This window comes from Yersinia sp. 2545 StPb PI, from assembly GCF_052217125.1.
Lineage (GTDB): Bacteria > Pseudomonadota > Gammaproteobacteria > Enterobacterales > Enterobacteriaceae > Yersinia > Yersinia enterocolitica_E.
On sequence record NZ_JAZGPY010000001.1, the window covers coordinates 248125 to 266929 of the forward strand.

An 18805-nucleotide genomic window follows, 5' to 3' on the forward strand; every position below is an offset into this window, starting at 1 on the left:
CATAGTTATTGGAGTAGCTTGTAGGCAACAAGGGAAAGGCAAATTGGTTGTAAACCATTTTGAACAACACTTGTGCTGGCCCGCAGGGTAATCCCTGGTGAGGCTCATAATTCTGCTGAGCTGACGCAAGTTAGCGATTTGGAAGAGAGGGTGGCTAGTACCTTTGCGGCTTCAAGTACGAAGGGTATGCGCATAAGTTCTAAGATGTTGTACTATAAGAACATCATATTCCTTTGCTACGGGCGATTTAGCCTGTTTGCAGTCAGTAAAATCAATCAGCCAGATCGCAGTGATCAATGCGGTGGGCTTTTGCCTCTAGTTGGAGGGTTTAGATGGATGATTTAAAGCCGGAAGACGATCTGAAACCAGATAGCAGTGACCGTCGTCCTACACGTGCCCGTAAGTCCTCGGCCGGACCTAAGCTTGCTGTTTCACGCCAACACATCATGATTGGTATCGGCATTTTAGTGCTTTTGTTGATCATTATCGCCATCGGTTCAGCCCTGAAAGCCCCGACTGAGCATGAAGCATCCCAGCAAAACCCGAATGTTGATGCAGCGAGAAATATTAATCTGTCTGATTCATCTTCACTCACTAGCGGCAATAACACTCAGCCCGGTGTAGCAAACAATGCCAGCGACGGTCATGATGCCAATGGCGTGAAGAACTCGGCTCAGCCACAGGATATTAGTGCTCCGCCAATTTCGCCAACGCCAACTGAAGCTTCAGTGCCGCCTTCGGCGAACAGCCCGACTCAGCGTGTTGAATTGCCAGGCAATATGTCTGATGCACTTTCTCAAACTCAGGGGCAGGTTGATACCTTGTCTCAGAATATGAACGACGGTCAGACATCCACCTTGCCGACGGCACCTGCAACGGTTTCTGGTTCAAAAGGGGCTAAAGCACCGGCACCGGCTACGGGTGAAACCATTACCCACCCGTCGCAGAAACAAGCTACGACAGCAGCTAAGCTGCCAACCAGCAACCATAAAAAACCGACCACCGTGGTTTCTCCAGCGGCATCTGCGGTGACCAAATCAGGTTCCGTTGGCAGCAGTAGTACCTTAAAGAATGCACCAGGTAACCATTTCACGTTACAACTGAGCAGCGCATCACGCTCAGACACATTGAATGCCTATGCTAAACAGCAAAAATTAACTGACTATCATGTCTATGAAACTAAACGTGATGGTAAACCTTGGTATATTTTAGTAAGTGGTAACTACCCCTCTTCTGCTGATGCAAAAAGGGCCATCACGACGCTACCAGCCGATGTTCAGGCGAAAAAACCGTGGGTTAAACCTGTACAACAAGTGCAGCAAGACCTTAAAAAATAAATCATTCTTATTTGTGCGCTGATGTGCTGTTTGAAACAGAGTACAATCTGCGGCTCTGAATTATTAAGTAGCTAACTGACGGCATGAAGAAAAACCGCGCTTTTTTAAAATGGGCTGGTGGGAAATATCCGCTGGTTGATGACATACGACGCCATCTTCCAGCGGGAGACTGCTTGATAGAGCCATTCGTCGGTGCGGGTTCGGTGTTTCTTAACACTGAGTATGAGTCTTACATACTGGCCGATATCAACAGCGATCTTATCAACCTCTACAATATCGTGAAGGAACGCACTGATGATTTTGTGCGTGACGCCCGTGTTTTGTTTACGGGCGACTTCAATAAATCCGAGCAGTTTTACCTACTGCGTCAAGAGTTTAACGCCAGTACTGATGCTTATCGCCGCGCATTATTATTTCTCTATCTGAATCGCCATTGTTATAACGGCCTGTGTCGTTATAATTTGAGCGGTGAATTCAATGTGCCTTTTGGTCGTTATAAAAAACCTTATTTCCCTGAGGTAGAGCTTTATTGGTTTGCTGAAAAATCGCAAAATGCGGTATTCGTTTGTGAGCATTATCAGGAAACTCTCTTAAAAGCAGTGCATGGGGCGGTAGTTTATTGCGATCCTCCGTATGCGCCATTGTCAGCGACGGCGAATTTTACGGCATATCACACCAATAACTTTGGCATTGTGGATCAACAGAATCTGGCTCGTCTGGCTTATCAACTTTCGGCCGAAAGCAAGATTCCAGTTCTGATTTCTAACCACGATACAGAGCTGACGCGCAATTGGTATCATCAGGCGTCACTGCATGTGGTGAAAGCGCGCCGTACTATCAGCCGTAATATTCTTGGTCGTAGTAAAGTGAACGAGCTTTTGGCGCTGTATAGCTGAGCGGGAATGCCGCTCGGTAAAGATTCAAACCCAATGGTTTATGAAATAGAACCCCTGACGTATATGCACCATCTGTCAGGAAGATGTTTTATAGAACAAAGAGATACGTTTGGAGACGCGGATGAAAAAGTTTTTAATTGCCCCATCTATTCTGTCAGCCGATTTTGCCCGTTTGGGTGAAGATACCGCCAAGGTGCTCGCGGCCGGGGCTGATGTTGTGCATTTTGATGTGATGGACAATCATTACGTTCCTAATCTGACCATCGGGCCGATGGTGTGTCAGGCCCTGCGTGACTATGGTATTACCGCGCCGATTGATGTGCATCTGATGGTAAAACCGGTTGACCGTATCGTCCCGGATTTTGCCAAAGCGGGTGCCACGTATATTTCATTCCATCCCGAAGCCTCTGAACACGTCGACCGTACCTTACAACTGATCAAAGAGAATGGCTGCAAGGCGGGCTTGGTGTTTAACCCTGCTACGCCGCTGAGTTATCTTGATTATGTAATGGATAAGCTGGATGTCATCTTGTTGATGTCAGTTAACCCCGGTTTCGGCGGCCAGTCATTTATTCCTGAAACACTGAATAAGTTACGTCAGGTACGTAAATTGATTGATGCCAGTGGCTATGACATTCGCCTGGAAGTGGATGGCGGGGTGAAAGTCGACAATATTCGCCAGATTGCGGCGGCTGGTGCTGATATGTTTGTAGCGGGTTCAGCTATTTTCAGCCAACCGGATTATGCTGCGGTGATTGATGCTATGCGCAGTGAGCTGGCGATGTCTGCTCATGACTAAATTCGATACTATCCGTGGTGTGGCGTTCGATCTGGACGGTACATTGGTTGATAGCGCACCAGGCCTTGCCAGTGCTATTGATATGGCGTTGCAGCATCAAGGCTTACCGGTTGCCGGTAACGCACTGGTATCCACCTGGATTGGCAATGGTGCTGATATTTTGGTCAAGCGTGCGTTACGCTGGGCAGGTCATGAGCCGGATGCTCAGTCAGTCACACATACCCGTGAGCTGTTTGATCACTATTATGCCAAAACGGTTGAACAGGGGAGCCAGCTATTCCCGCAAGTGAAAGCTACGCTGGCTCAACTGGCAGCCCATGGTTTGCCGATGGGGCTGATTACCAATAAGCCGACGCCGTTTGTTGCTCCTTTGCTGGCATCACTGGGTATCGCAGATTATTTCTCAGTAATTATTGGTGGCGACGATGTGGTAGTGAAAAAACCGCATCCGGCCCCGCTCTATTTACTGTTAGCTAAACTTGGCCTTCGCGCCAGCGAAATGCTGTTTGTCGGCGATTCGCGTAATGACATTATGGCTGCGCAGGCCGCGGGTTGCCCTTGTATTGGGCTGACCTATGGATATAACTACGGCGAAGCTATTGCCACCAGTCACCCCGATTGCGTGCTGGAGCATTTTGCCGATCTGTTGCCCGCCATCGGGCTGTCGTCTTTAAAAGATCAGGATGTATAAAATGAGTAAACCCACTGAATTAACCACTGTATCCAGTAAACCAATCAAGCCTATCGTATTTAGCGGCGCGCAACCGTCCGGCGAATTGACCATTGGCAATTACATGGGTGCGCTGCGTCAGTGGGTACAGATGCAGGATGATTATGAGTGCATTTATTGCATCGTTGATCTGCATGCCATTACTGCCCGTCAAGATCCGGCGCAGTTACGCAAAAGAACCTTAGATACGTTGGCGCTGTATCTGGCTTGCGGTATCGATCCGAAAAAGAGTACGATTTTCGTTCAGTCCCATGTGCCTGAACACTCTCAGCTAAGCTGGGCGCTGAACTGCTATACCTATTTTGGTGAATTGAGCCGAATGACTCAGTTCAAAGATAAGTCAGCCCGCTATGCTGAAAACATTAATGCCGGTTTGTTTGATTATCCTGTATTGATGGCGGCGGATATTTTGCTCTATCAAACTAATCAGGTGCCAGTCGGTGAAGACCAGAAGCAACATCTGGAGCTGAGCCGCGATATCGCTGGTCGATTCAATGCGTTGTATGGTGATATTTTCAAAATCCCTGAGCCGTTTATTCCGAAAGCCGGTGCGCGGGTAATGTCTTTGCTAGACCCGACCAAAAAGATGTCTAAATCTGATGACAATCGCAATAACGTCATTGAACTGCTGGAAGATCCGAAATCGGTGGTTAAAAAGATTAAGCGCGCGGTGACGGACTCAGACGAGCCAGCAGTTATCCGTTATGACGTAGAAAAGAAAGCCGGTGTTTCTAACTTGCTGGATATCTTGTCAGGTGTGACGGGTCAGTCAGTTCCTGAGCTGGAAGTACAGTTTGAAGGCCAGATGTATGGTCATTTGAAAGGTGCCGTGGCGGATGCTGTCTCGGGCATGCTGACAGAGCTACAGGCGCGTTATCACACTTATCGTGAAGACGAGGCTTTCTTGCAGGAAGTGATGCGTGAAGGGGCTGCCAAGGCGCGTGCTCGCGCGCAACAGACATTAGCTAAAGTGTACGACGCTATCGGTTTTGTCGCCCATCCGTAAGACTCAATAATATGAAGGGGGTTTGCCCCCTTCATCAGCAAGGTTTCCTAACCCACCTTTTCTACCTGTTCCGCTGTTTTGCTGTGATCAGTACTGGAGAACCAATTCAGTTTTTCACGTAAACGGACCACGCTACCGACGATGATCAGGCTAGGGCTGTTGACCTGCTGGGACAGTAATCCCAATTGGCTCAGTTCGCCGCTGACTACACGTTGATGCCGCGAGGTGCCATTTTCCACCAATGCCACAGACGTGGTAGCCGGCATCCCATGTTGAATCAGTTGCTGCTGAATTTCTCCCGCCTGGGATAACCCCATATAAAACACCAGCGTTTGTTTCTCTGCCGCCAGATTGGCCCAATCTAATTGAGCGTCTTTTTTGGCATGACCGGTAATCAAACGCACACTTTGCGCATGATCACGGTGAGTCAGGGGTATCCCGCTGTAGGCGGAGCAGCCGGAAGCTGCGGTAATTCCCGGCACTACCGAGAACGGAATCCCCGCTTCTGCCAGTGTTTCCAACTCTTCGCCGCCACGGCCAAAAATAAACGGGTCACCACCTTTCAAGCGTACCACTCGTTTACCCTGCTGTGCCTGTTGCAATAGGAGCTGATTGATACTTTCTTGCGGAACGCAATGGTAGCCGGACTCTTTTCCGACAAAAATCCGCTCGGCATCGCGCCGTACCAGATTCATCACCTCATCAGACACCAACCGGTCATACACCACCACGTCTGCTTGTTGGATCTGCTGTAACCCTTTTAACGTCAGCAAACCGGCATCTCCCGGCCCGGCACCCACCAGAACCACCTCACCGCGATCACTCAGCGGCGCATTGAACAGATGCTCAATATGTTGTTCGATTTGTCGCTGATCGTCGTTAGCCAATGATTGCGCCAGGCGGTCGTGAGTAAGCAGTTTTTCCCAAAAGCGGCGGCGATCGGCCATCGCGGTAAAATGTTGCTTCACCCGCTGGCGCAAATTGCCCGCCAATTGTGCCAATTGGCCCAAATGCTGTGGCAACATTGCCTCGAGTTTTTCGCGCAGCAAGCGCGCCAATACAGGGGCTTTACCGCCGGAAGATATCGCTATCATAATCGGCGAGCGATCAATGATGGACGGCATGATAAAGCTGGTGCGTTTCGGGTCATCCACCACATTGCAGAACACCCGCTGTAGATTGGCGCTCTGATAGACCAAGGCGTTGACTGCCACCTGATCAGTTGCTGCAATCACCAGCCACTTCTCTGCCAACAAATCCGGTACAAATTCGCCGCAGACTAATGTGAGCAGCCCCTGTTCCGCCCAGTGGTGAAACTGTGGCGTAAACTCACAGGCATTGACGGTAATTACCGCACCCGCATCCAGCAGCAAGCGAGCCTTGCGTTCGGCAACTTCACCACCGCCGACCAACAGGCAGGCTTTATGTTGCAGTTGGCAGAAAATCGGGAAGTAGTCCATCGGCAATCCTTCAGTCTAGGGGCAGAAGTGGCTATTGATAAGTTCAGTGATTGAAGGGGCGACCATACCCCGTGGCGCTTCGATGGTTTACACCGAATGGCTCCAACGGCACGTTTCCCCTTAATCAACATTCTCAGTACGTTACTGTTTCACAGCTTGCGGCGCGTTAACTGCCGCAGGTTGCGGGCGGTTTTCCCGTGGTGTGGCATACCAGTAGCCAAGGCCCATAAAGACTGTGCCTGACAAGGTATTACCCAGGGTTACCCACAACAGGTTGTGACCGATGCCACTTAAGGTGTAGGCCTCGCTATGATTACCAAACCAAGACAGGGCAAACAGTGTCATGTTGGCGACAGAGTGCTCGTAGCCTGAGGCAATAAAGGCCAGTAAACACCACCAGATAGCGATAAATTTGGCGGCACCCTCCACACGGATTGCCATCCAGATCGCCAGACAAACCAGCCAGTTACATAATACACCTTTGAAGAATAAGGTCATAGCGGGCGCAGAGGTTTTTGCTAATGCCGCGCTGTGTACCAAGCTGGTATCCACCGACAGCAGGTTACCGCCACCGTAGTAATAGAGCAGAGCCACAAAAACGGAACCCAGTAGATTTCCCAGCCAGGTTTGTGGCAATACTGCCCACATCTGGCTGGATTTGATGGTGCCGGCCTTCACACCGAAAGTCAGGAACATGGTGTGACCGGTGAACAACTCGGAACCCGCAATAATGACCAACGTCAGCGCCAGGCCGAAGGTGGCTCCCATTACCAGTGGGCGGTAAGCAGGATCGATTAGGTTACCCAGTGTGAAAATCAGAATAATGCCAAGGCCGACGTAGGCACCGGCCATTGCTGAGCCAATCCAGAAACCCAACGGGCTTTCTTTCGATAACTTGACGATGCGAGCCGCGTTGGCGGCGCATTTGTTGATCGTATCTGTATACATACTCATACCTGTGATCGAGAGTTATTTTATGGTTATCTGGTACTGACCGGATAACTGTTATTTATCACGCTTTGACTTGCACCATGCCGTCGCGAACTCGCACGTCATAATGGGCAACTGAGCGACTTTCATCTTCCAGACAGAAACCATCATGCAGGCGAAAGTGCTGCTTTTTCAGCGGACTGGCCACCCATAGATCACCTTGATGTTCCGCGATTAATCCGCGTGATAACACACTGGCTTGCGCGAAGGGATCTATATTGCTAATGGCAAAGAGTTGTTCGTCAGCGTAAGGGCGGAAAACCGCGACATGCTGCTCACCGATCAGGCCGCATACGCCGCTACCGGGTAAAATATCGTTTAATGGACAAAGTGGAATCCACTGGCTCATACGTTATCCTCCAATTCCAACACCCGGACTGGGATACGCTCATCTGGGCGCGCTGGGCGATGTTGTTCACGTTCAGGTACCACTTGTACATTCGGGTCGCGTAGCGGGCTGTTAATGAAGTGGGCAAAACGAACCTGTGCTGCCGGGTTCTCAACCGTCACTTTCCATTCACAGGTCACTTTGTCGCGTAGGCGGGCAATATCGGCTTCCAACTGGTCGTTAATAGCTAACTTGTCGTCGAGGATCACGGCGCGCAGATAATTAATGCCGCCTTCCAGACTTTCCAGCCAGACGGAGGTGCGTTGCAGCTTATCGGCGGTGCGGATGTAGAACATCATAAAGCGGTCGAGGTAGCGCATCAGGGTCTCTTCATCCAGATCCGCTGCCAGCAGGTCAGCATGACGTGGCTTCATACCGCCGTTACCACAGACATACAGGTTCCAACCATTTTCGGTGGCGATAATTCCGACATCTTTACCCTGAGCTTCCGAACATTCACGGGTACAGCCGGAGACGCCAAACTTCATTTTATGCGGTGTGCGAATGCCTTTGTAACGATGCTCCAGCGCCACACCAAAGCCGACGCTGTCGCCGACACCAAAGCGGCACCAGGTACTGCCAACGCAGGTTTTTGCCATACGTAGGGCTTTGGCATAGGCGTGTCCGGTTTCAAAACCGGCTTCAATGAGTTGCGCCCAGATAGCGGGCAGGTCATCTTTTTGCGCGCCAAACATCCCCACCCGCTGAGAGCCGGTCAGTTTGGTATACAAATTATAGTGTTTGGCGATACGGCCAATGGCTAACAGGCCATCCGGTGTGATTTCCCCGCCCGGTGAGCGAGGGATAACCGAATAGGTACCATCTTTCTGAATATTACCGAGGAAGTTGTCATTGGTATCCTGCAACGGCGTGTGTTGCGGCTCTAAGATATACTCATTCCAGCACGATGCCAGCAGTGACCCTACGGTTGGCTTACATACTTCACAACCGTAACCTTTCCCGTATTTCTCCAGCAAGGCATCGAAGGACTTAATCCCTTCAACCCGAATCAGGTGATATAACTCTTGGCGCGAATAGGCAAAGTGTTCACACAAATGATGGTTAACTTCAATGCCTTGCTTACTCAGTTCGGCATTCAGCACCTGGGTGACCAGCGGAATGCAACCGCCACAACCGGTACCGGCTTTAGTGGCGGATTTCAGTGCGGCAACGGTGTGGCAACCCTGGCCGATAGCCTGAATGATGTCGCCTTTAGTCACATCAAAACAGGAACAGATTTGCGCGCTGTCCGGTAGCGAGTCCACGCCCATTGCCGGTTTGCTACCCGCATGGGCCGGCAGAATCAGGCTGTCCGGGTTTTCTGGTAATTCGATGTTGTTCAGTGCCAGTTGCAGCAAGTTGCCATAATCGGTGGTATCACCCACCAGCACTGCCCCTAACAGGGTTTTGTTATCTGCGCTAACCACCAGACGTTTATAAATTTCTTTACTTTCATCCAGATAAACGTAGCTACGAGCACCCTCAGTGCGGCCATGAGCATCACCAATCCCACCGACATCCACGCCCAGTAGTTTCAGTTTGGCACTCATGTCGGCACCGTGGAAGGCGTTTTCGCGGCCAAGTAGATGGTCTGCGGTGACCTGCGCCATTTTATAGCCCGGCGCGACTAAGCCAAAGGTGCGCTCTTGCCATGAGGCACATTCGCCAATGGCGTACACATCAGGGTCGGAGGTTTGGCAATAATCATTGATAGCAATACCGCCACGGCGCGCGGTGGCTAAGCCGCATTGGTGTGCCAGTTTGTCTTGTGGGCGGATACCGGTGGAGAAGACGATAAAATCTACTTCTAACTGGCTACCATCGGCAAACAGCATGGTTTTGCGGCTGTTTTGGCCTGAATGAATAATTTCTTGGGTATTTTTACCTGTATGGACTCTGACCCCCATGCGTTCAATCTTCTGGCGTAGTTGGTCACCCCCCATCGGATCAAGCTGTTCGGCCATTAATACCGGTGCAAACTCAATGACATGGGTTTCAACGCCAAGGCTTTTCAGGGCACCAGCGGCTTCCAACCCTAACAGCCCGCCGCCGATAACCGCGCCACGTTTGCTACGGCGAGTACAAGACTCAATCGCATTCAGATCTTCAATGGTGCGATAGACAAAGCAATCTTGCCCTTCACTGCCTTTAATCGGCGGGATCCACGGGTAAGAACCGGTCGCCATAATCAGCTTGTCGTAATACAGCGTACGGCCACTGTTGGAATGGATCACTTTCTCGGTGCGATTAATAGTGATGGCACGTTCGCCAACCAGCACTTTTACACCGTGCTTTTCATAAAAGCCTTCACGAACCAGTGATAACTCTTCCGCAGTGTGGTGGGAGAAGTAAGAAGAAAGATGTACCCGGTCATAAGCGATGCGCGGTTCTTCGCAAAATACGGTTATCTCAAATTGGTCTTTATCTGCTTTATCTAATAAGTCTTCGATAAAGCGGTGGCCGACCATACCGTTGCCGATGATGGCAAGTTTGACTTTGCTCATTTTTGCCTCAATTTTTAATTTTCTACGCTTACAGTAATCCTCCCTACACCGCACTTCTTGATGTAAATCAATTTGCTTTCCATATACCTCTAAGGTGGTAGATGGATGATTTTTAACGATTTTTGATAAGTTGCGGATTTCATTCATCTTTAGCTGAAAGGTTTCAGTTTTAGATTTTAAATGACGGGAAAAGAAAATCGGGCAGCATACTGTTGGTCGGGTAAGCTAAAGCAAATAGCTTTTGGTTATGACCAGAATATAAAAGGGATCATGGAGGCATCGATGACAACGCAATCCTTACCAAATCACTTACTCACCACTATCAATAATGTGCGGCTTGCCGGGCAAGCGGGCTTTTGGCAGATAACTATCGCGGAGGGCAAAATCAGTGCTATTAGCCCGCAGCCGGAACAGCAGACGGTTGGCGCCGGGGTGCTGGATGCGCAAGGTGGGTTGGCATTGCCGCCTTTTATTGAGCCACATATCCATCTGGATACCACCCAAACGGCCGGGCAACCGAGCTGGAATCAGTCAGGTACTCTGTTTGAGGGGATTGAGCGCTGGGCAGAGCGCAAAGCCTTGCTCACGCGCGAGGATGTTAAACAGCGGGCATGGCAGACGTTGAAGTGGCAAATCGCCAATGGTATTCAGCATGTCCGTACCCATGTGGATGTTTCCGATCCTAGTCTGACGGCACTCAGTGCGATGTTAGAGGTAAAAGAAGAAGTCAGCCCATGGGTGGATATGCAGATTGTCGCTTTCCCACAAGAGGGGATTCTCTCTTATCCCGACGGTGCCGCGCTGTTGGAAGAGGCGCTGCGACTGGGAGCTGATGTGGTTGGGGCCATCCCACATTTTGAATTCACTCGCGAATATGGTGTTGAATCTCTGCATATCGCCTTCGCCTTAGCACAGAAATATCAGCGGCTGGTAGATGTGCATTGTGATGAAATTGATGATGAGCAGTCACGTTTTGTTGAAACAGTGGCGGCCTTGGCGCACCGGGAAAATATGGGGCCGCGCGTTACCGCCAGCCACACCACAGCAATGCACTCCTATAATGGGGCTTATGCTTCCCGGCTATTTCGTCTGTTGAAAATGTCCGGTATCAACTTTGTCGCCAATCCATTAGTGAATATTCATTTACAAGGGCGCTTTGATACTTATCCGAAACGGCGTGGTATTACGCGGGTTAAAGAGATGCTGGCGGCAGAAATTAATGTCTGCTTCGGTCATGACGATGTATTCGACCCGTGGTACCCGCTAGGCACTGCCAATATGCTGCAAGTCCTGCATATGGGGCTACATATTTGTCAGTTGATGGGGTATAGCCAAATTAACGACGGGCTGAATCTGATAACCACCCACAGCGCCAGGACAATGCATTTATCTGATTATGGCTTGCAGCCAGGTAATAGCGCTAACCTGATTATTCTGCCCGCAGAAAATGGGTTCGATGCCGTGCGGCGACAGGTGCCAGTGCACTATTCCATTCGTCATGGGATGGTGATTGCCAAGACCCAGCCAGCCGAAAGCCGCATATATCTGGGGCAGGAAGAGGTAGTGAATTTTAAATAGGCGCTGCCCTGTAACCGTGATGGCGGCAGGGCAGTAAAACCGATAAATCAGTCAGTCACATGGCCGTGGCTGCGGTGCTTGGTGAAGAAGCCCAGAATCAGACACATCACAAACACTGCCAGGTACAGGCCGTTTGCTGTTGCCAGCGCGGCATGAACACCACTGTTGGCGACAATCGGGCCAGTCACCACGAAGGTCAGCATGGTACCGACAGTACCGCAGGTCAGGATGAAGTTAACCAGTTTTGGCGAAGAGACTTTGGTTTGCAATGAACCCAGAGTAATCAGTGTGGTGTAAATTGCACTGGAAACAAAACCCAACGCCAGAATGTAGTAGCTCAGGTATTGTGGGTTATCGGTGCTGACAAACAGATACATCGCCAGTGTTGCCAGTGCCGCCAGTACAGTTACGATGCGTTGTAGGTCAAAGAAGCGCAGGATAAAGCTGAACACCCACATCCCAATCATATAAGAGATCCAGAAGTTACTGACCAGTTGGCCAGCCTGACTGATATCCATATTGAAAGTTTTGGTGGCGTATTCCGGTACCCACTGGATAAAACCAAGTTGGCCAAGGATATAGCACAATGCGGCAATCGACAGGAACAGCACGCCAACCCCCCATTTCTCTTTCGCGACCGGTTTGCTTTGATCAGCGGCTTTGTGGCCCAGAACTGGGAACTCAGAGCACAGTGTTAGCACAAAAATACCGACATACAGCAGGCCGATACAAGCGTACACCCAGTACCATTCGATATGGCGTGCCAGCAGCATTGCGGCGGCGACAGGGAAAATCATCCCAGCCATACTGAAGAACGAATCGGTAAACAGCAGGCGTGAACCGCGCTGACGCCCCTCGTACATATGGGTTATCAGGAAGGTACCAATCGACATGGTTATCCCGCTGACCACCCCGAGGATGAACATGCTGATTGAGAAGACCATTAGATTATGGCCAACCATCAATCCGGCGATAGCAATCAACATCAGAATAAAGCCAAACACCAACTGGCGTTTTAATGGAATGATTTCCATTAACCAGGCATTGAGGAAGATGGAGATTAAAATACCCGCGTTAAGGAAAGTAAATGTGTTACTCATACTGGCAATAGGCAGATTGAAATACTCTGCGATATTCCCCATCACCATCCCGGTGACAATAACTAACGCACCAGTAAGGGCGTAAGAGAAGTAACTGATCCAAGTGAGCCGAATGCGATTGCTGTTATTCATAAATAGGCCTGTGCGTCAGTATCAAATAAATAAAGAGTTAAAGACAGATAATTGCTAAAAACGGACATAGGGCTAAAAGGAGGTCAAACCGGTTTTCAGCACTAAGGCGGCGGATCCTAGCACAGGCATAGTGAGTTTTTGTGATTTACATTCAACTTTTAATGTAATGACTGAAAAGCAATTGCGAATAATAGTGAACCGTCACAGATTACGATGCGGCCTCAAATGATAAAGATTCTTAATTCTATTAAAGTGTGGGTCGTGTTAAGGTTGCTTCAGGTATGATTTGCCCCGCTTGTAGATCAGTAAAAACTCATATACCGGTCGCCCTTCAAGATACAGGGGTGTTGGCAGCCCTTGCTCACCCCAGTCACTTAGTTATCTAAGCTGCAGGGGATTTGCTCGGTTGCCGTCTACCTGCATCTCAAAGTAACTTGGGTATAAAACTATTAATAAAACAGATAATTAATCCGCCTTACTTTCTTTTTTTCATCGATATAAAGGAATTTATCGTGATGAGAAGCGTGAACACCGATGTAACACCAACGGCGATAGGCTGCCGTTGAGCCAAATTCTTTATCAAAGAAGGCGCTTTTCTGCCTGGTTGGGGATAGCGGCGATCCTGATGTTATTTATCGCTCCGGTGGTTTCAGTTTCACTGGCGCTTTCGTATGAGCAAAAAACCATCTCAACGATGAGTGTGAGTGCTGCTAAGGCCAATTGTGCTATGGATATGGCGCATCACGCTGACCATCAACAGAGCCTGGCAACGGCCCAACATAGCAATACCGCGCAGGCCGGAGGCGGTCATGATGGCATGATGATGGATCATGCAGCTTGTGGTTATTGTGTATTACTGACTCATTTGCCCCTACTGAATACAGCTTTCAAAGCGGATATTCGCTCTGCACTACTGTTAGCCGAGATCCCTCCGCCGTTATTTATCTATTGGTTAATTATTCAAGATACCTATTCAGAGAGCCAACCACGCGCACCACCTGCCTTTTATTCCTGATAATCCGATAAAAAATAAAAACCATTTTTCTGGTGTGGATAAATACTCACCGGAGTAATTTGTATTGCCCAAGGAATAATTATGTCTGGCAAGAGTAAAACCTATAAAAAAACATTATTAGCATGCGCAGTAACCGCTGCTTTTTCGGTATTTGCCTTAAATACCGTTGCCGCTACGCATGATCATCTGATGACTCATGATCCGGTGGCGAATAACACCATCAACGATAGCAGTGATAAAAAACTCAATGATGCTGATGTCATAACTGTTAGCGCGCCTCTTCATTCGCCGCTGGTTATCGTGACCTCGCCTAAAGCGCCGCGCCAACCTGTTCCCGCCAGTGATGGGGCTGACTATCTGAAAACTATCCCCGGTTTCTCGCAAATCCGTAATGGGGGTACCAATGGGGATGTGGTGTTCCGTGGCATGTTTGGTTCACGGATAAAAATTCTGACAGATGGTGGGGAAACACTGGGGGCCTGCCCATCAAGGATGGACGCGCCCACATCCTATATTTCACCAGAGAGTTTTGACCTGCTGACCGTAGTGAAGGGACCACAATCGGTGTTGTGGGGGGCTGGTGCTTCCGCCGGTACTATTTTGTTTGAGCGGCAACCCCCTCACTTTGACCAGGCGGGCATCAAAGGGAATGCCAGTCTATTGGTGGGCTCTAATGGTCGCTGGGATAAAAATCTCGATACCAGTTTAGGTAACGAGCAAGGCTATTTGCGCATGATGGGTAATCAGTCTCAGGCTGGTGATTACAAAGATGGCAATGGGGCGCGGGTGCCCTCGAAATGGGATAAATGGAATGCCGATATCGCCGTGGGCTGGACACCAGACAGTGATACGTTGCTCGAGCTAACGGCGGGTAAAGGTGACGGTGAAGCAAGGTATGCCGGGCGCGGTATGGACGGTTCCCAGTTCTTGCGCGAGAGTCTGGGCGCACGCTTTGAAAAAACAAATATCGGTGACGTGTTGGACAAAATTGAAGCCAAAATCTACTACAACTATGCCAATCATATTATGGATAACAATACATTACGCACGCCACCGATGATGGCGATGTCCAGTAATGTGGACCGGCGCACGATGGGGGGCCGGGTCATGGGCACTTGGTTGTGGCGGGATCTGAAATTGGAGGCGGGTACTGATTTGCAAACCAATACGCACCGTAAAAATAAACAAGGCCATTGGGATAAAGATGCTCGCTTTACCAGCAACGGCTTGTTTAGCGAACTGACCTGGAGTGCCAGCGATCAGGATAAACTGATTACCGGTGCCCGCATTGACCATCATGAAGTCACCAATTATGCCCGTGCTTTTCAACCGACACGCTCTGCAACGCTCCCCGCCGGTTTCATGCGTTTTGAGCATAATCTGGCTGACTTACCCGTGATGTGGTACGCCGGTTTGGGCCATACGCAGCGTTTTCCTGATTATTGGGAGCTATTTTCGCCGACGTTCGGGCCTGTTGGCTCCAGCAGTGCTTTTGAGGGGGTGAAGAGTGAAAAGACCACTCAACTTGATATTGGCGCGCAATACAATGGTAAGCAGCTCAACAGTTGGGTCTCTGCTTATCTTGGTCGGGTCAATGATTTCATTTTGTTCAAGTATGACCCGAACAATCTGCGCATCAGTCAGGCAGATAATATCAACGCAACTATTATGGGGGGTGAGATGGGGGCCGGCTATGCCTTTAACGACAATTGGAAAGCTGACGCCAGCCTGGCTTATGCCTGGGGGAAAAATACCAGTAATCATCGTCCGTTGCCGCAAATCCCTCCCCTTGAAGCACGGTTAGGATTGACGTTTGAAGCAGGGGATTGGAGCAGCACGGCATTATGGCGGTTAGTCAGCAGCCAGCACCGGGTCGCGATTAACGAAGGGAATGTGGTAGGTAAAGACTTTGCTGATAGTGCGGGCTTCGGTGTGCTGTCTGCCAATGTGGCTTACAAGGTTACAAAACAAGTCAAAGTCAGCACTGGTATCGATAATCTACTGAATAAAGCGTACAGCGAGCACCTCAATCTGGCCGGTAATAGTGGATTTGGGTACTCGGCTAATACGTCGTTGAATGAGCCGGGTCGAACTCTTTGGGCAAAGTTGAATGTGACGTTTTAATAGAGCGACCCTTGGTACGTGAAGCAATAGGGGTGTTAGGCACGCAGTCGCATCACTTATTCATGTGAGTGATGCGGGTGATGAGCCTCTGATAAGGTTTATTCTGTGCCAGCAACGCCAATAACATTCGCTATCTTCATGAACGAAAAGAGAGATAAGCAGGAAAGAGCGATAACTTGCCACCGGGGCTGACTAGCGGAGTTGTTTCGGTGGCATAACAGAATCGCGCATAATAATTGTTGGCGGGAAACTGGCACTGGGGAGCTGCGGATTAATCAACAACTGGGTGGCGAATTGCGCCATTCCAACAATCGGGAAATGCAGACTGGTTAATGCCGGACTAACAAAAGGAGCGCGTTCGCCACTGTCATAGCAAATCAATGAAATGTCCTGTGGCACCTGCAAATGGTGTTTATTAATAGCCAACAGCGCGCCGATTGCCATTTCTTCGTTACAGCAATAGATAGCGGTTGGTAGGCGAGGCCGCTTTAAGATCTCGTCCGCGCGTTGATAGCCACTTTCCAGATCGTAAACGCCTTCCACACAGGCGGTAGGTTCTAAACCTGCGAGTTGCATGGCATCCAAAAAACCCTGACGGCGTAACACACTGGAATAGCGCTGAGAAGAGCCACTGATACAGGCAATATGACGGTGGCCTGCATCGATAAGTACCTGAGTCGCCATCTGACTCGCATGCCGGTGATCAAAGGTCACACAGCGGGATTCAAGACCGGGAACCATCCTGTCTAATAACACAAATGACCGGCCTGCCGCTGCAAGTTGTTGCAGTTTCTCGTCACTGAGAAAACGTACATGGAGGATTAAACCATCGCAGCGTAAGTTATACAGGCGCTGAATTGCCTGCCACTCTTTATCAGCATTATCCCGCCCTTGGGTGACCAATAACTGCTTACCCTGTGATTCTGTTTCGGTTTGTACGAAGTCCATCAACGCGCCAAAAAAGCCACCGCGATATGAGGTTGTCACCAACCCCAAGGTATTACTTTGGCTGGAAGCCAGTGCACGTGCGGCAGGGTTTGGGGTGTAACCCAATACCGCGACCGCTTGTTCAACCTTTTCGCGGGTCAGGGTTTTGACATTGGTATCACCGTTGACCACGCGGGAAACCGTAGCGCGGGAAACCCCGGCTAATACCGCGACGTCTTCCAGTGTAACCATTTCATGCTCCTGTTTAGGCTAAAAGTAACCCTTGGCTATTGAGGCCGCAGGGGGTTAGCGGCGTTCGTGACTCACTCCAGACCGCAGCAATCAGCATTCAAATCTGCCGATTGGTCACCCGAATCGCTTGATTGCGCAAGTTCATCGGGATTTGTGCGGGTTATCTGGCTATAACGCCTATAGCGTTGGGTATAAAGTCAGAACCCGCAACAATAGTTAATTTACCATCACAGTTCTGTGAACTGAGGCAAGTAAGGTTTATTTACCTGTAGAACTTCCTCCAATAGTGGCTGAGCAATGCTGGCGTTAGCAATCAGTGGGTTAGTCACTAACGCTAACAAGGCACTACGACGGTCACCGTGAACCGCAGCTTCAATAGTCAGGCGCTCGTAGGCTTTTACTTGCTGGGTCAACCCATGCATAGCAACAGGTAATGGGCCGAAGGTGAGTGGGTGTGCACCTTGTGCATCAACAATACAGTTAGTTTCTACTACTGAGCCGTCAGATAAGCCGCGAATTGCACCCCGGTTTGTTGTATTGACAACAAGTTGCGTACCTAAATTATTATGAATGGCACGAATAAGTTCCAGTGCAACTTCAGAATAAAATGATCCGCCACGGAAGCTGAGTTGCTCTGGTTTACTGTCCAAATGCGGATCAGCGTACAGCTCGAACAGCTCTTTTTCTACCTGCATAACTTGTTCCGCACGGGTGCCACGCTCGGCTGCTGCGGCCATCTCTTCTGCCAACATATCCTGAGTCTGATAGAAATAGCGATGATACGGACAAGGAATCGCCCCCATTGCCCGCAGGAACTCTGGCGGCCATGGTGCTTCCTTAATGTTGTTCATGGTTAGTGAGGCCCCGTCACACAACATGTCCAGTACCTCGGCGGTAACATCTTTGCCACGTTGTAACACCTCATGCACCCACACCATATGATTTAGCCCGGCAAAGCGCAGTTGGATATCTTCATAAGGTGCGTGGAGCAAGTTGGCAATCATATGGTGCATGCTGATTGGGACATTACACAAGCCGATGATTTTCGCTTTGCTATAACGTGTCACTGCTTCAGTAACGATACCGGCTGGATTGGTGAAGTTAATGATCCAGGCATCCGGCGCTAACCGCTCAACTCTGGCGGCAATATCAAGCATCACCGGAATGGTACGCAGAGCTTTGGCAAACCCACCAACCCCGGTAGTTTCCTGCCCAAGCAGGTTATATTTCAGCCCTAAACGTTCATCCGCGGCGCGTGCAGGGAGTTGGCCGACACGGAACTGTGTCAGGACAAAACTGGCTCCGGCAATCGCGTCATCCAGTGAGAAGTGAATGCTGACTTTTACATGCTCTAGCCCATGCCGGTCCAGCATTCTTCGGGTTAATGCAGCAATGATTTCCACTTTTTGACGGCCCAATTCGACATCAGCCAGTGCCAGTTCAGTGACCGGTAACTGGTCAATACGCTGAATCAGCCCATCAACCAACTCCGGGGTATAGCTACTACCGCCACCGATAATGGCAATTTTAAAGGTTTTCATCATTTGGCTTCCATATAGATTAATTA

The 18805-nt window shown here is 49.7% G+C and carries 15 protein-coding genes; 8 read left to right on the forward strand and 7 right to left on the reverse strand.

Annotated elements, in window-relative coordinates; genetic code table 11:
• Window positions 1-332 precede the first annotated feature (332 nt).
• The 5 genes from V1955_RS00960 (at window position 333) to trpS (ending at window position 4768) form a co-directional block, all read left to right on the forward strand.
• Complete coding sequence (locus V1955_RS00960) at window positions 333-1337, forward strand: SPOR domain-containing protein (protein WP_372568498.1); 1005 nt, start codon at window positions 333-335, stop codon at window positions 1335-1337.
• Window positions 1338-1420: 83 nt separating this feature from the next.
• Window positions 1421-2233: an adenine-specific DNA-methyltransferase gene (gene dam, locus V1955_RS00965; protein ID WP_083161216.1), complete on the forward strand. Its 813-nt coding sequence runs from the start codon at window positions 1421-1423 to the stop codon at window positions 2231-2233.
• Between the two features lie 121 nt (window positions 2234-2354).
• Window positions 2355-3032, forward strand: coding sequence for a ribulose-phosphate 3-epimerase (gene rpe, locus V1955_RS00970; protein ID WP_042568757.1), 678 nt, complete (start codon window positions 2355-2357; stop codon window positions 3030-3032).
• On the forward strand, window positions 3025-3723 hold the full coding sequence (locus V1955_RS00975; RefSeq protein ID WP_442820434.1) for a phosphoglycolate phosphatase: 699 nt from the start codon (window positions 3025-3027) through the stop codon (window positions 3721-3723). Before rpe ends, V1955_RS00975 begins: the two co-directional genes overlap by 8 nt.
• A 1-nt stretch (window position 3724) precedes the next feature.
• Window positions 3725-4768, forward strand: coding sequence for a tryptophan--tRNA ligase (gene trpS / locus V1955_RS00980; RefSeq protein WP_372568499.1), 1044 nt, complete (start codon window positions 3725-3727; stop codon window positions 4766-4768).
• A gap of 47 nt (window positions 4769-4815) precedes the next feature.
• Here trpS and cysG read toward each other — a convergent pair whose 3' ends face one another.
• The 4 genes from cysG to nirB all read right to left on the reverse strand — a co-directional run bounded on the left by cysG (window position 4816) and on the right by nirB (window position 10110).
• On the reverse strand, window positions 4816-6228 hold the full coding sequence (gene cysG, locus V1955_RS00985; RefSeq protein ID WP_083161210.1) for a siroheme synthase CysG: 1413 nt from the start codon (window positions 6226-6228) through the stop codon (window positions 4816-4818).
• Window positions 6229-6369: 141 nt separating this feature from the next.
• On the reverse strand, window positions 6370-7176 hold the full coding sequence (nirC, locus tag V1955_RS00990; RefSeq protein WP_442820435.1) for a nitrite transporter NirC: 807 nt from the start codon (window positions 7174-7176) through the stop codon (window positions 6370-6372).
• Between the two features lie 64 nt (window positions 7177-7240).
• Window positions 7241-7567 carry a nitrite reductase small subunit NirD gene (nirD, locus tag V1955_RS00995; protein WP_050087415.1) on the reverse strand — a complete coding sequence of 109 codons (327 nt, stop codon included), beginning with the start codon at window positions 7565-7567 and terminating at the stop codon, window positions 7241-7243.
• Complete coding sequence (gene nirB, locus V1955_RS01000; protein WP_083161206.1) at window positions 7564-10110, reverse strand: nitrite reductase large subunit NirB; 2547 nt, start codon at window positions 10108-10110, stop codon at window positions 7564-7566. Before nirB ends, nirD begins: the two co-directional genes overlap by 4 nt.
• 282 nt (window positions 10111-10392) lie before the next feature.
• Here nirB and V1955_RS01005 point away from each other — a divergent pair, with 282 nt between their 5' ends.
• Window positions 10393-11688 (forward strand): cytosine deaminase, encoded by a 1296-nt coding sequence (locus V1955_RS01005; protein ID WP_442820436.1) that lies wholly within the window; start codon window positions 10393-10395, stop codon window positions 11686-11688.
• Between the two features lie 47 nt (window positions 11689-11735).
• On the opposite strand, the gene tsgA is transcribed toward V1955_RS01005, so the two are convergent.
• Entirely contained in the window at window positions 11736-12920 is a 1185-nt protein-coding gene (tsgA, locus tag V1955_RS01010; RefSeq protein ID WP_050087416.1) for an MFS transporter TsgA, read from the reverse strand.
• A gap of 562 nt (window positions 12921-13482) precedes the next feature.
• Here tsgA and V1955_RS01015 point away from each other — a divergent pair.
• On the forward strand, window positions 13483-13935 hold the full coding sequence (locus tag V1955_RS01015) for a DUF2946 domain-containing protein (protein ID WP_442820437.1): 453 nt from the start codon (window positions 13483-13485) through the stop codon (window positions 13933-13935).
• Window positions 13936-14124: 189 nt separating this feature from the next.
• Entirely contained in the window at window positions 14125-16059 is a 1935-nt protein-coding gene (locus V1955_RS01020) for a TonB-dependent copper receptor (protein ID WP_442821408.1), read from the forward strand.
• Between the two features lie 192 nt (window positions 16060-16251).
• Here V1955_RS01020 and V1955_RS01025 read toward each other — a convergent pair whose 3' ends face one another.
• Both V1955_RS01025 and V1955_RS01030 read right to left on the reverse strand, forming a co-directional pair.
• Window positions 16252-17238, reverse strand: a complete 987-nt coding sequence (locus tag V1955_RS01025; RefSeq protein WP_083161198.1) for a LacI family DNA-binding transcriptional regulator — start codon at window positions 17236-17238, stop codon at window positions 16252-16254.
• Window positions 17239-17465: 227 nt separating this feature from the next.
• The gene (locus V1955_RS01030) at window positions 17466-18779 is read right to left on the reverse strand and encodes a 6-phospho-beta-glucosidase (protein WP_083163947.1); all 1314 of its coding nucleotides are present in this window, start codon (window positions 18777-18779) and stop codon (window positions 17466-17468) included.
• Window positions 18780-18805 lie beyond the last annotated feature (26 nt).